The 15,695-nt window shown below is 59.2% G+C and carries 13 protein-coding genes; all 13 read right to left on the bottom strand.

The features are described 5' to 3' along the window. Positions 1-210: 210 nt before the first annotated feature. The 13 genes from M516_RS0110090 to M516_RS0110030 all read right to left on the bottom strand — a co-directional run bounded on the left by M516_RS0110090 (position 211) and on the right by M516_RS0110030 (position 15,693). Positions 211-2,598 (bottom strand): FtsK/SpoIIIE family DNA translocase, encoded by a 2,388-nt coding sequence (locus M516_RS0110090; protein WP_035289412.1) that lies wholly within the window; start codon positions 2,596-2,598, stop codon positions 211-213. Positions 2,599-2,698: 100 nt separating this feature from the next. Next, entirely contained in the window at positions 2,699-2,929 is a 231-nt protein-coding gene (locus tag M516_RS0110085) for a YlzJ-like family protein (RefSeq protein WP_029099015.1), read from the bottom strand. Then, the gene (locus tag M516_RS0110080; RefSeq protein WP_029099014.1) at positions 2,926-3,738 is read right to left on the bottom strand and encodes a ClpP family protease; all 813 of its coding nucleotides are present in this window, start codon (positions 3,736-3,738) and stop codon (positions 2,926-2,928) included. Before M516_RS0110080 ends, M516_RS0110085 begins: the two co-directional genes overlap by 4 nt. A 311-nt stretch (positions 3,739-4,049) precedes the next feature. Beyond that, on the bottom strand, positions 4,050-5,726 hold the full coding sequence (locus M516_RS0110075; protein ID WP_029099013.1) for a ribonuclease J: 1,677 nt from the start codon (positions 5,724-5,726) through the stop codon (positions 4,050-4,052). A gap of 200 nt (positions 5,727-5,926) precedes the next feature. Continuing rightward, positions 5,927-6,793, bottom strand: a complete 867-nt coding sequence (gene dapA / locus M516_RS0110070; protein ID WP_029099012.1) for a 4-hydroxy-tetrahydrodipicolinate synthase — start codon at positions 6,791-6,793, stop codon at positions 5,927-5,929. Positions 6,794-6,845: 52 nt separating this feature from the next. Continuing rightward, positions 6,846-8,072, bottom strand: coding sequence for an aspartate kinase (gene dapG, locus M516_RS0110065; RefSeq protein WP_029099011.1), 1,227 nt, complete (start codon positions 8,070-8,072; stop codon positions 6,846-6,848). A gap of 11 nt (positions 8,073-8,083) precedes the next feature. After that, the gene (locus M516_RS0110060; protein WP_029099010.1) at positions 8,084-9,124 is read right to left on the bottom strand and encodes an aspartate-semialdehyde dehydrogenase; all 1,041 of its coding nucleotides are present in this window, start codon (positions 9,122-9,124) and stop codon (positions 8,084-8,086) included. A gap of 32 nt (positions 9,125-9,156) precedes the next feature. Next, entirely contained in the window at positions 9,157-9,756 is a 600-nt protein-coding gene (locus M516_RS0110055) for a dipicolinate synthase subunit B (RefSeq protein WP_029099009.1), read from the bottom strand. Next, a complete protein-coding gene (gene dpsA / locus M516_RS0110050; protein ID WP_029099008.1) occupies positions 9,749-10,651 on the bottom strand; it encodes a dipicolinate synthase subunit DpsA in 903 nt (300 codons plus the stop codon). Before dpsA ends, M516_RS0110055 begins: the two co-directional genes overlap by 8 nt. Before the next feature lie 136 nt (positions 10,652-10,787). Next, positions 10,788-11,048 carry a YlmC/YmxH family sporulation protein gene (locus M516_RS0110045; RefSeq protein WP_029099007.1) on the bottom strand — a complete coding sequence of 87 codons (261 nt, stop codon included), beginning with the start codon at positions 11,046-11,048 and terminating at the stop codon, positions 10,788-10,790. Positions 11,049-11,179: 131 nt separating this feature from the next. After that, on the bottom strand, positions 11,180-12,433 hold the full coding sequence (locus M516_RS0110040; RefSeq protein WP_029099006.1) for a M16 family metallopeptidase: 1,254 nt from the start codon (positions 12,431-12,433) through the stop codon (positions 11,180-11,182). Between the two features lie 118 nt (positions 12,434-12,551). After that, positions 12,552-13,520 carry a polysaccharide deacetylase family protein gene (locus M516_RS0110035; protein WP_029099005.1) on the bottom strand — a complete coding sequence of 323 codons (969 nt, stop codon included), beginning with the start codon at positions 13,518-13,520 and terminating at the stop codon, positions 12,552-12,554. Between the two features lie 133 nt (positions 13,521-13,653). Continuing rightward, entirely contained in the window at positions 13,654-15,693 is a 2,040-nt protein-coding gene (locus M516_RS0110030; RefSeq protein WP_035289411.1) for a S9 family peptidase, read from the bottom strand. Positions 15,694-15,695 lie beyond the last annotated feature (2 nt).

Below are 15,695 nucleotides of genomic sequence, written 5' to 3'. Positions count from 1 at the left end.
GCCATCCCAACAGGTAGGACGTCAGACCTCTGATTCACACGCAACGATAACAACAATTTCCTTGAATCCCGTAAAAATTGTACCGTAGGGGCAGGTATCATGCAAGCCAAATTTTCAGAAGTCTCCTGCCAGTTTTTGCGTTTTCAGGCATCAACTGAGCGACCGCTCATCCTAAGCTCCAATCCGGCAGATGAAAAAGAAACGCCCGGCTCAGGAGATGCTGCTCTCCTGGGCCGGACGCGGTATGCGCACTTCGCGGGGCTTGCTGCCCTCATACGGGCCGACGACCCCCTGCGCTTCCATCATGTCGATCAGCCGGGCCGCCCGCGTGTAGCCGATCCGAAGCCTGCGCTGGAGCAGGGAAGCGGATGCGGTCTGCGCCTCGACGACAATTTGCACCGCCTGATCGTACAGCTCGTCGTCCACTACGGCCTGCTGCTCGTCCGCCACCTCGTCCGGGATCATCTCTTCCTGGTAGCGGACTTCCTGCTGTTCCTTGACAAAGCGGACGACGTCCTCCACTTCCTTGTCGGAGACGAACGCCCCCTGCACGCGAATCGGCTTGGAAGCCCCCATCGGCAGGTAGAGCATGTCCCCGCGGCCGAGCAGTTTTTCCGCCCCGCCCATGTCCAGGATGGTGCGGGAGTCGGCCATGGACGAAACGCCAAAGGCAATCCGCGACGGGATGTTCGCCTTGATCACGCCGGTGATGACGTCCACGGACGGACGCTGCGTGGCGATAATCAGGTGAATGCCGGCCGCACGGGCCATCTGAGCCAGGCGGCAGATGGCGTCTTCCACTTCTCCCGGCGCCACCATCATCAGGTCCGCCAGCTCGTCGACGATGACCACGATGTACGGCAGCGGGCTTCCCTCCGCCTGCTGGTTGTACATCTCGATGTTGCGGCTGCCCGTTTTGGCGAACAGATTGTAGCGCCGCTCCATCTCCGCGACCACTTTCTTCAGCGCGACGGACGCGCGGCGGGGGTCGGTCACCACCGGTGCGAGCAGGTGGGGAATCCCGTTGTACACATTCAGCTCGACCATCTTCGGATCAACCATCATCAGCTTCACTTCATCCGGCTTCGCCCGGAACAGGATGCTCATGATCAATCCGTTGATGCAGACCGATTTGCCGCTGCCGGTCGCGCCTGCCACCAGCAGGTGGGGCATTTTCGCCAGGTCGGCCACGATCGGCTCGCCCGAGATGTCCCGGCCGAGCGCCACCGTCAGCTTGCCGGGCGCCTCCTGGTACTGCGGCGATTCCAGCACCTCGCGAAGCGAAACCACCGCCACTTCGGCATTGGGCACCTCGATGCCGATCGCCGACTTGCCCGGAATCGGCGCCTCGATGCGGATATCCTTGGCCGCCAGCGCCAGCGCCAAATCGTCGGTCAGGCTGACGATCCGGCTCACTTTCACGCCGGTCGCGGGCTGCACTTCGTAGCGGGTAACGGCCGGTCCCCGGTGCACTTCCGAAACGATCGCGCTGACGCCGAAGCTTTTCAGCGTCTGCACCAGCTTGGCCGCGTTGGACGTGTGGTCCACGTCCTTGCCCGGCGTATAGCCTTTGGGCCGGGCCAGCATCTGCAGGTTGGGAAGCACATAGGGGACAGCCGGCTGCACCTCCGTGTTTTCCAGCGTGCCGAAAATCTCTTCGTCGCCTTCCAGCGAGAACGTAATCTCCCGCGCCGCTTGCGGACGGACAGGCGGCGCCGCCGATTCGGGGGATTCCTGTTCGTGTTCGCTCGCCACCCGCTCGGTGAAGTCGCGGATCAGCGGGGCGACGGGCAGCGCTTCCTCCCCGTCCGCCGACGGTCCCGCCGCCCCCGGGGAATCGGCAGCCTCCGCCGCAGGATCGGCTGCTCCGTCCTGCCGGGCAGCGGCCCCCGCCTCTTTGGCGCTCCGCTCTTCGCGCGCCTTCCGCTTTTCCTTCTCCTGCTTGCGCTTCTCGCTTTCTTCCTGCAAAAGCTGGACCGAATCTTTCACCGAGTCCTTCAACTTGCCGTATAGCTGCGCCGTCTTGTTGCGCATGAAGATCACGATGTCCACGTACGAAAGGTTAAACAGGAACATGATGCCGGCCAAAAACAGCAGGGCGATGATCAGGCCGGTCCCCGTCAATCCCACCAGGCTGTTGCACAGGACAAAAAAGAGCGCTCCAGCCATGCCGCCGCCGACGCCGGTGGTGGACACCTTCTGGCTGTGGTCCAGCCACAGCCGGTCCCACGTGACGCGGACGATGCTCTGTTCGGCGAATTTGCCGTCTGCCGTAACCTGCTTGTACAGCATCAGATGATCCCACGTCAAAATCGCCAAGAAGATAAACAGGATGCCCAGCACCCGGTAGGTGAGCCGCGGCGGTTTGCGGGTAAACATCATGTGGATGGCCATTCCGATCAGAAGCAGCGGGATGACAAAGTCCCACGAGCCCGCCACGAACCGGAACAAAAAGGCAAGCACATTTTTCCCCAGCCAGCCGCTCTCCAACAGGCCGATCAGGCTGAGCACGATCACGACCAGGCCCAACAGCTCCACTTTGACGACCGAGGCCCATGCCGCTTGTGACTGTCTTCTCTCTTTTCTACTCAATGGCACGCCTCCTTTTGTCCTGCATAAAAAGGCAGCCGTCCGCTGTTCGGCTGCTGTTCGTTCATGTCTAGTATAACACAGGAAATTCATAGAAATACAGGACTTCTTAGGCGTGCCAATCGGGGCGAAAGCGAACCGTCTCGCCGGGAGCCAGGCGCGGATTGAGGTAATCCTGGGGGTTGGGACTGATCAGCCGCACGATCCGGCCCTCGTAGGGCCCTGTAGGTTCCACCACCATGGTGGCCTCGCCCAGCGGCAGTTCGCGCAGTTCCCGCTTTTCCACCTGCTCCATGTTGGCGAACACCACTTCCATCGGAACGACCGAGTAGAAAATCACTGCAGCACCTTCTCTCCGCTGCGCGCCTTTTCAATCAGCTCATTCAGTTTTTTCAGCGCTTTGCCCAATCCGCCCACTTCGTCAATCAGCCCGTATTTGACCGCATCGGCGCCGATCACGTTGGTCCCGATGTCGCGGGTCAGCTCGCCGGTGCGCAGCATCAGCTCGCGAAACTTCTCTTCCGAAATCTTGGAGTGGCGGGCGATAAAACTGACCACCCGGTCCTGCATTTTATCCAGGTATTCGAACGTTTGCGGCACGCCGATCACCAATCCGGTCAGGCGGATGGGGTGAATCGTCATCGTCGCGGTTTCGGCGATAAACGAGTAGTCGCCCGCGACGGCAATCGGCACGCCGATGCTGTGTCCGCCGCCCAGCACCAGGGTGACGACGGGTTTGGAGAGGGATGAGACCATCTCCGCGATCGCCAGTCCCGCTTCCACATCGCCGCCCACGGTGTTGAGGATCACCAGCACTCCTTCCACCTTGCTGTTTTGCTCGGCCGCCACCAGCTGCGGAATGATGTGCTCATACTTGGTGGTCTTGTTTTGGGGCGGCAGTTGGATATGCCCCTCCACCTGCCCGATAATCGTCAAGCAGTAGATGTTGCTCTCCAACTGCGGGACATTGGTTTGCCCGAGCTGGGTAATCGAATCGAGCACCTTCTTTTTCTGATCCTCGGTTCCCGGCGCTTCCGCCGGCGGCGCCGTAGCCGGCTGCGGCTGCTCCGCCGGTGCCGGCTGGGGGACGTCCTGACTTCCCGAAAAAGGCGGTCGGTTCAGGTAATCGGTTATTCGTCGGTTTGGCATGAACCATCCTCCTCGCTTTCCTCCGTTAGTATGGATTGGGCGAGGGAAAACGATACACTTCTGGAAATGCGGAAAAGGCAGGCAAACAAACGTATGACGGCGGTTTTGGCCTGTCGGGACTGTACATGTACCCCATTGAATGAACGGCCGGATGGTCAGGATACGTGGCAACACGGGACCTTTGATTTTTCCTGGACTTTTTCGTACGAACGGTTGTCAAATGGGTGTCAAAGCCCTCGTTGTCGGGCAACAAAAACAAAAGGAACCCTTGATCAATCAAGGGTTCCATGAATATTTCTCGACGTGCAGCATTACACTTCCATGATGATGGGCAGAATCATCGGACGGCGGCGCGTCTGATCGTACAGGAAGCGCCCCAGTGCTTCTTTGACGTTGTTTTTCAGGGAAGACCACTCGTTCACGTTTTCTTCCATGCATTTGACAAGTGTTTGGGTCACTATGCGATTCGCCTCGTCCAGCAGTTCTTCGGATTCACGCACATAGACGAATCCGCGGGAGATGATGTCAGGACCAGACAGGATCGTGCCATTTTGTTTGCTGAGTGTAACGACAACTACCAGAATGCCATCTTGAGAGAGCAGTTTGCGGTCTCTCAGTACGATATTGCCGACGTCGCCGACGCCGAGACCGTCAATCAGCACGTTGCCGGCGTGTACTTTCGGACCGTATCGGGCTTTGCCGCCGGAGATCTCCACCGTGTCGCCGTTGTCCAGCAGGAAGATGTTCTCCCGCGGAACGCCCACTTGTTCCGCCAGAATGCCGTGCATCCGCAGCATGCGGTATTCGCCGTGAATGGGGATAAAGTACTTGGGTTTCATCAGGTTGAGCATCAGCCGCAGTTCTTCCTGGCTGCCGTGACCGGAAACGTGGACGGTGCCGCTGGGTCCGTGACCGCCGTAAATTACTTCTGCGCCAATGCGATACAACTGGTCGATCGTGCGCGCCACGTATTTTTCGTTGCCCGGGATGGGCGTCGCGGCAATCACGACCGTATCCCCTGGAAGGATGTCAATTTTCCGATGGGCGGATCGGGCCATCCGGGTGAGCGCGGACATCGGCTCCCCTTGACTTCCAGTGGAGAGAATGACAACTTGTTCGGCTGGAAGCTTGTTTACTTCATCCGTCTCGACAAACAAGCCCTCGGGCACATTCAGGTAACCCAGGTCCATGCTGATGTTGATGACGTTTTGCATGCTCCGGCCGACAACCGTAATCTTGCGGTTGAACTGAAGCGCCGCATCCACCACCTGCTGAATGCGGTGGACGTTGGACGCAAAGGTGGAAACGATGATGCGTCCCCTCGCCTTGCTAAAGACATCCTTGATCGCCATGCCGACTGCACGTTCCGAACCGGTGAATCCCGGCCGTTCGGCATTGGTACTGTCAGACAAGAGACACAGGACTCCCCGGTCACCGATCATCGCCATCTTTGCCAGATCCGCCTGTTGATTGTTGACCGGCGTCTGGTCAAACTTGAAGTCCCCGGTGTGCACGATGTACCCTTCCGGCGTCTCCAGGCAAACCCCGACGCTGTCCGGGATGCTGTGGTTGACGCGGAAAAACGTCGCTTTCATCTTGCCGAGAACAATCTCCGAGTCGCTGTTGATCAAAACCCGCTTGGTATCCGCCAAGATACCCGCTTCCTTCAGCTTGGCTTCAATCAGGCCCAGAGTAAGTTTTGTGGCGTAAACGGGCACATTGAGGTGTTTGAGCACATAGCTGAGACCGCCGATGTGATCTTCGTGTCCGTGCGTGATAATGATGCCGCGAACCTTGTCACGATGTTCCTCCAGGTACGTGATGTCCGGAATGACCATGTCAATTCCCAGCATTTCCTCTTCCGGGAATTTTAATCCGGCGTCGAGGACCACGATGTCGTCATCGCACTGCACCACGTACATGTTCTTCCCAATTTCGCCAACTCCGCCCAGGGCGAAAATGAGAACAGAGTGTTTCGATTTTGCCAAAACGTGTAACCTCCTATATTTAGTTGTCCATTACACTCAAAAAAACCGCCCCAAATCACTTAGTATCATTATAACCGAACGCAAAAGCGGAACACAAGAAAAAAGAACCAAAAGATTGTACCCGTGTCACGACGCAAAAAAAGCTGCCCGTCCGGCGCTTTCTCCGCCTTCGGGACAGCTTTTTGGCTGCAGCCGCCAGTTTATTGCAGCAGCGAATGCACAAACGCTTTTTCCTCGTCGTTGAGCTCCACCAGCGGCAGGCGAACGCCGCCCACCGGCACGCCCAGCTTCTCCAGTGCCGCCTTCGTCGGACCGGGGCTCGGGTATTTGAACAGCCCTTCGAACACGGGCAGCAGCTTGCGGTGAAGGGCCGCCGCCTTGGCGTTGTCGCCTCCGAAGAAGGCCGCCATCATCTCCGCCATCTCGCTGCCAACGACGTGGCTGGCCACGCTGACCACACCGACGCCGCCTACGGACAGAATCGGCAGCGTCAGCGCGTCGTCCCCGCTGTACAGTTCAAATCCCTCGGGCGCCTCCTCGACAATCCGGGCGATTTGCGACAGGTTGCCGGACGCTTCCTTGATGCACACCACATTGGGAAGCTGCGCCAACCGCACGGTGGTTTCGGCGGCCATGTTGACGCCGGTGCGGCCGGGCACGTTGTACAGCATCACCGGCAGGTTGGTAGCTTCAGCCAGCGCCTTGAAGTGCCGGTACAAGCCTTCCTGCGACGGACGGCTGTAGTAAGGCGCCACCAGCATCACGGCGTCCACGCCGATCTTTTCCACTTCCTGCGTGAATTCGATGCTGGCGGCCGTATCGTTGCTCCCCGTCCCGGCGATGATGTGGCATTTGCCTTTCGCGTACGCCACGACATGCCGGAACAAGTCCAGTTTTTCGGAACGGGTCAGGGTCGGCGATTCACCGGTCGTCCCGCTGACCACCAGCGCTTCCGTACCGGTCGACAGCAGATGGTCAATCAGTCGTTCCGTTTTCTCGTAGTCGATTTGCAATTGTTCCGTAAACGGGGTCACCATGGCGGTAACCAGTCGGCCAAAACGTGCCACGTCCTCCAACTCCTCCTCGATTGTTCCCCCATCTGCCGTGCGGCAAATGGTGCTACATGTGTCCGATGTGCAGCTTGAACTGTTTGTGCAGGGCGCGAACCGCCCGCACCATGTCCGTTTCGTGCACCAGTACCCAGATGGTCGTATGCGAGTCGGCCGACTGCAAGATCTGGATGTCTTCCTGCGTCAGCGCCTCCACAATCTGCGCCATTACACCAGGAACGCCGGCAATCCCCGCCCCGATGACGGAGACTTTGGCGCAGTGCGGCAAAATCTGCGGTTCGTATCCCATGTCGTTCAAAATCCGCGCAGCTTTTTCGCTCATCTCGTCGTGGACGGTGTACGCCACGCCCAGCGGATTCACGTTGATAAAGTCCACGCTGATGTTGTGATGGGCCATCGCCTTGAACACCTGCAGTTGGGTGTCGTACGTTCCGTCCTTGTTCGCCACCTTGATCTGCGTGATGTTCGGCACGTGCGCGATGCCCATCACCAGACGGTCGTGTACAGTATAACCCATCTTGTCAATTTCCAGCATGGTGGTCACCAGCGTGCCGGGGTCGTCTGAAAACGTGGAGCGCACCCGAATCGGCACGTTGGCCTGCATCGCGATCTCCACCGCGCGGGGATGGATCACTTTTGCCCCCAGGTGGGCCATGTTGCAAATTTCCGTATACGTCACCGTGCTGAGCGGCTGCGCTTCCTCGACAATGCGCGGATCAGCCGTCATGATGCCGTTCACGTCCGTAAAAATGTCCACCCTTTCGGCGCGGAGGGCGACACCGAGCGCAGTCGCCGTCGTGTCGCTGCCGCCCCGTCCCAGCGTGGTGATCTCCCAATCGGCCGTGCGCCCCTGAAAACCGGGGACGATGACCACGTACCCCGCTTCCAGTTCCTTGAGGATGCGGCCCGGATCGATCGATTCGATCTGGGCGTTGGTAAACTCGTCGGTCGTGACGATGTTTGCCTGCCCGCCCGTCAGGATGGTGGACTTGATGCCGCGGGCGTTCAACATACTGCACATCACGGTGGCGGAGATGATTTCTCCGGTGTGCATGAGCAGGTCCGTCTCCCTGCTGGGCAGACGGTTGCCGTTGTTGCGAATCAACTGCAGGAGCGTGTCGGTCGCATACGGGTCGCCTTTGCGGCCCATCGCAGACACGACGACGACGAGGGCATAGCCTTCGTCGAGCGCTCGTTCCATATGCGTAATGGCCCTCATTCGGCACTCTTCCGTCGTCAGGGAAGAACCGCCGAACTTCTGGACGAGAATTTTCACAAACCTCTCCCCTATGCTCGTGCTTTGATGAGTTCTTCAGCGATTTGTACCGTATTCCAAGCCGCACCTTTGAGCAAGTTGTCGGAAACGATCCACATGTGCAGTCCGCGGGGATGATGCAGGTCGCGTCTTACCCGACCGACAAACACGTCCAGCTTGCCGGCCGCATCCGTCGCCAGCGGATAACGCTGCTCTTCCGGCTGATCAACCAGCACGACGCCAGGCGCCTGTTCCAAGAGAGACTTCACTTCGACCAGGTCGTAGTCCTGTTTCAGCTCCACGTAGACGGCTTCGCTGTGGCCGTAGACGACCGGGATGCGCACGCACGTGGCGGAAACCTGTACGCTGTCGTCACCGAGAATCTTCTTGGTCTCGTTGACCATTTTCATCTCTTCGTACGTGAAGCCGTTGTCCGTGAACACGTCGATCTGCGGAATGGCGTTAAAGGCGATCGGGTGATGCACCGGCAGCTTGCCGACAGGCAGCACCTTGCACTCCGGCTGCTTGCCGTCCAGAACGTCGCGGGTCTGCGTCAACAGCTCCTGAATGGCGGACGCCCCCGCACCGGATACAGCCTGATACGTGGAGACGATGATGCGATCTATTCCATACCGATCATACAAGGGTTTCAAAGCGGCTACCATCTGAATCGTCGAGCAGTTCGGATTGGCAATGATCCCCTTGTGCTTGAGCGCGGCCTCCATGTTCACTTCCGGCACGACGAGGGGGACGTCCGGGTCCATCCGGAACGCGCTGGTGTTGTCAATCACCACGGCACCGTGACGCACGGCGTGATGAGCCAGCTCCTTGCTGACCGCCCCACCGGCGCTGAACAAGGCAAAATCCACTCCGGCAAAGCTGTCCGGCGTCGCCTCTTCCACGACGATTTCCTGTCCCTTGAAGGGGACGGTCTTGCCGGCGGAACGTCCGGAAGCGAGCAGCTTCAGCTGCTTGACCGGAAAATCGCGCTCTTCGAGAATCTTGATCATCTGCTGCCCGACTGCGCCGGTCGCGCCGACCACAGCGACGTTGTAGGTCAGTTGGTTCGCCATCTTTTACTCTCCTCCAAATCGCATTTCAGCTATTACGAATAGTTGTATCTTTCTATTAACAAGGGTTGCAACTGTCGGCCTTCCAAAGCAGCTTCACACGTCTCCAAGATCAAATCCATGCGGGCGACAAGCGAATTGGGCTTTTTCTCCGGCGCATCCTGTCCAAACGGAACAAAGTAAATGTTTTTGGCCGCGAGCAGCTTGGCGATGTTGGCTGCGTTCAAGCCGAGGCCGTCATTGGTGGAAATGGCGATGACGACCGGCCGCAAGTTGCGCATCGTCGCCTTGGCTGCCATCAACACCGGGCTGTCGGTGATCGCGTTGGCCAGACGGCTGGTCGTGCTTCCCGTGCAGGGGGCGATCACCATCACGTCCAGCAGCTTCGACGGCCCCAACGGCTCCGCCTCCGGAATCGAGGTGATCAGCGTTTCCCCCGTAATTTCCACAAGCTTGCGCTGCCAGCTTTCCGAAGTGCCGAAGCGCGTGTCCGTCGTCAGGATCGTCTGCGTGACAATCGGGACGACTCTCGCGCCTGCGTCCACCAGCCGTTTGATCTGCGGCATCGTCTCGTCAAACGTGCAGTGGGAACCGGACAAACCGAAACCAATGGTCTTTCCCTGCAGTTTACTCATGATGACTCCCCCTGGTGATCGTTTGCTCCGCAATTAGACGAGACAGCGTTTGGGCCATGATCTTTCCGGCGGTTTTCGGTGCGACGATTCCAGGCAATCCGGGAGCGAGAAGCGCCTTGATGCCTCGTCTTTCGGCATAGCGAAAATCAGTGCCCCCCGGCTTCGACGCCAGGTCCAGTATAAACGCCGTTTGCGGCATCTGGGCAATCACTTCCGCTGTGAGGACGAGCTGTGGAACGGTGTTGAAAATATAATCGGCATTGCTCACCTGCTGCTTCAATTCGCTGAAATGAAAGGGGGTAAGCCCCATTTCAAAAATGCGCGCCAAGTGTTCCTGACGCCTTGCCCCCACCTTCACGCGGGCTCCCAGCGCATGCAGAGCCCGCGCCATGGACATGCCTGTCCGCCCCAGTCCGAGCACGATGGCCTGTGACCCGTGAATCGTAATGTCAGTATGTTGAATCGCCATCATCAACGCTCCCTCCACCGTAGGGATGGAGTTGTAGATGGCGACGTCATCACGATCTAAGAGTTCCACCAGCGAAATCTGCTGGGCAGCCAACAGATTCCTCAGATAGGGCTTCGCCATGCCGGTGTACACGACGCAGTGCTTTTGCAGGCTGGCTGCGTGCTCCTCCAAAAGCTGCAGCGGCTTGGAGCAGAAGATGCTCTCCACGTAGCCGTCGTCATCAGTACCGACCACGGGAAGGATGAGGGCGTCCACGTCTCGCAACACATCGCATGTTAATGGTCTCTTCGTTGCCCCGGTGAAGATGCTTTCCAGGTTGTCAAAGCCAATCAACGTGACGCTGGCATCCAGTTGTATGCACCGCTTGATGACTTCCAACTGGCGGGCGTCGCCGCCGATAAAGGCAACATGTATGCCCGTTAGCATGCTGCGTTCCCCTTTCCACACATTTTACTGCAATCGATTCGAAACGCAAAGGTTTTTCCGTGTGAAAAAGATGACGGAAATCGTTGCGGTCTACCCCCATCCTATTCGCCGTTTATGGGTTCGGTGACACCCGCCCCTACTTTTCGGAGGCTTGCGGCTCCCTCTTGTCCACGTGGATGATCACCATGTCGGGACCGATTTTGACGATCGCCTCCCAGGGGATCACGATGTCCTCGCGCCGTTTCCCCAAGCCGAAAAAGCTGCCTCCCGGGATGATGATCGAACGGATCTGTCCCGTCTCCGTATTGATCTCCAGATCCGCGTCGCCGATCACGCCCATCCGTTCCCCGTTGTCCAGTCCGATGATCTCCTTGCCGCCCAACTCGCTCAAACGCATGCCGTTTCCCCCTTTGTTCGAACCGCCGCGCGTCTTCACTGGCGGATCTTTCCCGTGTTTGGGCAACAGCCCGTCATCACCATGCTTATACGAAAAAATCCGGCCTATGCCGGATTTTTCGTCTTCCCTTCTTACAGGAGAATATCGCTTTTCACATTGGCCGGGAACCCGTCCAGCGGGCTGACCATCGCCAGCGCCAGTTTGGAGCGGAACAGCTCGCGTGCCACAGCGTGGACCGACTCGTGGGAGACGCGGTCGATCTTGGCGAGGATCTCGTCCAGGCTCAGGTGGCGCCCCAGCAGCAGCTCGTTTTTGCCCAGCCGGCTCATGCGGCTGTTGGTGCTTTCCAGGCTGAGCATCAGGCTTCCCTTCAACTGCTCCTTGCCCTTGTTCAGTTCCTTGTCGGTAATGCCGTTCTCGGCAACGTCCCGCAGAACGTGGGCGACGATGTCAAAGACTTGCCCGACCTGCTCCGGCGCCGTCCCGGTGTAGATCGTGAAGGTTCCCGTCTCCTTGTACGAAGAGTGGTACGAGTAGACGGAGTAGGCGAGCCCGCGTTCTTCGCGGATTTCCTGGAACAGCCGGGAACTCATGCTGCCGCCGAGCACGTTGTTCAGCAGAATCAGCGAGTAGATCTCCTCGTGTCCGACCGGATAGCCGGGCAGCGAAATGCAGAGGTGCGCCTGCTCCGTGGCCTTGTGCTGGGCAATCGCGTTGGCCGCAAAGACCGGCTGGGCCACGTCAAACGCAGGGGCCTGGCGCTGAAACGCGGAGAAGCGCCGTTTGATTTCTTCGATCAGGGATTCGTCAAAATTGCCCGCCACCGTCACCACAGTATTGGCCGGCAGGTAGCGCCGTTCAATGTAGTTGATCAAATCGTCCCGCTTGAGCGCCCGCAGCACCTCTTCCGTGCCGAGAATGGAAGACCCCAGCGGATGGTCGGCGAAGCTGGCGCGGGCGATCAGATCGTGCACCAGATCGTCCGGGGTATCCTCGTACATGCTGATCTCTTCGATCACCACGTTTTTTTCCTTCTCCAACTCCTCCTCGTCAAATACGGAGTGAAAGTACATGTCCGCCAGAACGTCAAGCGCAATCGGGGCATGCTGGTCCAGCACCCGCGCGTAGTAGCAGGTGTACTCCTTGGAGGTAAAGGCATTCACATTGCCGCCAATCTCGTCAAATGTTTCGGCAATTTCCTTCGCGGAGCGGGATGTGGTCCCCTTGAAAAACATGTGCTCCAGAAAATGGGAAATCCCGTTGTCCTGTTTTGTCTCGTATTTGGAACCGGTCCCCACCCAGATGCCCAGTGCAACGGAACGCACGGAAGGAATCTTCTCCGTCACGATCCGCAGACCGTTTTCACATGTATGCCGTTGTATCACAGAAATCCTCCTCGGTTGTCTATCTGTCTCTATCCGCTTCGGGACTTTCTTGTAAACACGTCTAACTATAGCAAAATTCCCTTGACTCCACAATAAATGATCGCATTGTCCTGCACTTTCAGGGCAGGCGCCGGCTGGAAATCACCTCGGAAACGGTGGCGGGAACCAGCCCCTTTTGCTTGGCCATCCGGATCAACGCATCCAGCCCTGCCGCCGTGGGCGCGGTCGGATGCATCAGGACCAGTACCCCGTTGCCCATTTTGGGCTCAATTCGCCGAATCAGCACGTCAGCCGACGGCTTTTGCCAGTCAATCGTGTCGGCCGTCCAGAGTATGGTCGTCATTTGAAAGTCGTGGCGGGCGATGTCGACGACCGCTTGATTGAACGCGCCGGAGGGAGGGGCAAACAACACGGGTGTTACCCCTAGTGTATGGCGGATCACCTCCTGCGTGCGGCCGATTTCCTGGCGGATCCGCTCCCGGCCCAGCCGGCTCATGTCGGGGTGGGAATATGCGTGGTTGCCGATCTCATGGCCGCGGGCGGCAATCTTTTTCGCCCATTCCGGGTAGCGTTTGACCCACGAGCCGTCCAGGAAAAACGTGGTCTTCACGCCGTGTTTGTCCAGCGTGTCCAGGATCGTATCGAGATACTCGTTGCCCCAGGCGACGTTGATCATAAAGGAAATGGCCGGCTTTTTTTCGTTCCCCCGATAAACCGGGTGCACGCCCAACTGTTCCAGCGTGACCGCCGGAGGGATCTCCTTGTATACCAGCGACTCCGGCCCCGGCGTGCGTGACAGCTTCATGTTGGCCAGGGACGCCTCGATGTCCACGACGCGCCCGTTGTAACCGGGAATCGCTTTCCAGATGGAGTCGATCCGGGCATTGACCGGTGCCTCTTCCCGTCCCTGTTTCCACTGATCGATCAGGGCGCGCAGCCGCTCGTCTTCCCCTAGGGGAAGCGCAACCTGCACAGTCTGGTGCTTGACCGCGTCAACGTACTGGTCGATCGGGCCGTAGCTGAGAACAAAGGACAGGAGGACAGCACCCCCTCCCGCAAACCACAAGCGTTTCGCCTTTTGACCCATGAGGGTTGCCCCCTCCCTTCTCCTACCGTACAACCTCTCTCTTTGTCCAGTGTATGAGTCGAGGGAAAGAGTTAGACGAAAAAAGAACATCCCCTTGAAACAGGGGATGCCCATGACATGGACGGGAAACGCATCAGCCTTTGGCGTATTCGTTGCTCCTCTCCTCCGCGCCAGCCTTTACATACTGGTCGAACCAATCGGCGATGAGGCGCAGCCGCTCCACCCGCAGCACCGGATCGCCGCTGCGGGACAGCTCGTGATTCGCGTCGGGGAAGCGGACCAATCTCACCGGCGCCTTGCCTTGGTGCTTGAGAGCGGCGTAGAACTGCTCCGCCTGTTCGATCGGACAGCGGTAATCCCGCTCCCCGTGCAGAATGAGCAGCGGCGTCTCCACCTGTGCCGCATGGCGCAGCGGCGAGTGCTGCCAGAGCTTGTCCGGGTTGTCGTACAGGTTTGCGCCAATCTCGTCGGCAGCAAAAAAGTAGCCGATGTCGCTCACGCCGTAAAAGCTGAGCCAGTTGGAAATCGAGCGCTGGGTGACAGCCGCCCGGAAGCGGTTGGTCTGGCCGACGATCCAATTCGTCATAAAACCGCCGTAGCTGCCCCCGGTCACCCCCATCCGGCTCTCGTCAATGAAGGCGAACGTTTTCACAGCGTAGTCCACCGCATTCATCAGGTCGCGGTAGTCTTTGCCGCCGTAATCGCCGCGGCAGGCGTCGACAAACCGCTGGCCGTAGCCGTGGCTGCCGCGCGGATTGGTAAACAGGACGGCATAGCCGCGGGATGCCAGCATCTGCATTTCGTGGAAAAACGTATACCCGTACATCATGTGGGGGCCGCCGTGAATTTCCAGGATGAGCGGATACGTTTCCCCCTCCCGCCAGCCGACCGGCTTCATGATCCAGCCGTGAATCTGCCACCCGTCTTCCGCCTCAAAGGCGAGCGGTTCGGGGCGGGACAGGACGACCTCGTCGAGCAGCGCCTGATTGACCCGGGTCAGACGTCGTTCGACGCCGGTTGTCAGGCTGAGCCGGTACAGATCGCCCGGATTCAGCGGATCGCTTGCGGCGAGAACAGCCGTCTTCCGCTCCCGGTCCATGGTGACGGCATAGACGTGCCGCTCCCCTCCCGCGACTGGCGACACGCTGCCGTCCAGACCGGCATGGTACACGCCGGTGCTGCCCCGGTCGCTGGCGAGGAAGTACACCCCTGTGCCGTCCGACGTCCACAGGACGGGGCGGTCCGCGTGGTCGGACCGCATGTCGCCGATCGCGACGTCGCCCACGTGAACATCCCAGTCCCGGGTGACGCAGGTCATGCCGCCGGAGACGAGATCAATCGTCCAGATTCTCTTCAGCGTGGCGCCGGCGTACTCCTTTTCATGCCCGATACAGGCGATCCGGCTGCCGTCGGGTGACCAGCTCGGCACGGAAAACACCCCGGTGCCTTTCGTCAGCCTGCGCCACTCGTCCGTTCGGATGGAGACGACGTACACGTCCGCGATCAGCGTCCGGTCGGGATCGTCGGTGCGATTGGCCGTAAACGCGATCATGGTTCCATCCGGAGACCAGGCGCCGCCGTCGTGATCATAGGGGCCCTCCGTTATTTGGCGGACTTCTCCGGTAATCAGGTCAAGGACGGCCAGGTGGCGGTATTTCCCGTCGAAAAATCCGCTCTCATCCGATTTGTATTTGAGGCGATCGATGACCATCGGCCTCTTGACGCGGCGGTCGTCACCCGCCGAAGAGGACGCCTCCCGATCGGTTGAAGGCGGAGCCTCTTCGTCCGCCCGCTCGTCGACGGACAGGCGCGTGGAAAACAGGATGCGCGTCCCGTCCGGCGACCAGACCGGCTGTCTCGCCCCGTGCCTGCAGGTTGTCAACTGCCTCGGTTCCCCGCCTTCCACGGAAAATAACCAGATTTGCGGCTGGCCGCTGCGGTTGGAGACAAACGCCAGCGACCTGCCGTCCGGCGACCAGCGCGGCGCGGTGTCAAGCACGCTGCCGTACGTCCACTGGACGGGCGCGTCCTGCTCGATCCCCTGGACGAACAGATGGGACCGGTACTGCCGCGATTCGTCGATGCTTTTGACCACATAGGCAACCTTGGTTCCGTCCGGCGAGAGCTGCGGATCTTCGAGAAACGCGATCCGGTACAAATCTTCCGCTGTCATGC

It is taken from the genome of Brevibacillus thermoruber 423, from assembly GCF_000454065.1.
Lineage (GTDB): Bacteria > Bacillota > Bacilli > Brevibacillales > Brevibacillaceae > Brevibacillus > Brevibacillus thermoruber.
The sequence above is the reverse complement of the archived record's forward strand: the minus strand, read 5'-3'. Positions and strand labels throughout refer to the sequence as shown.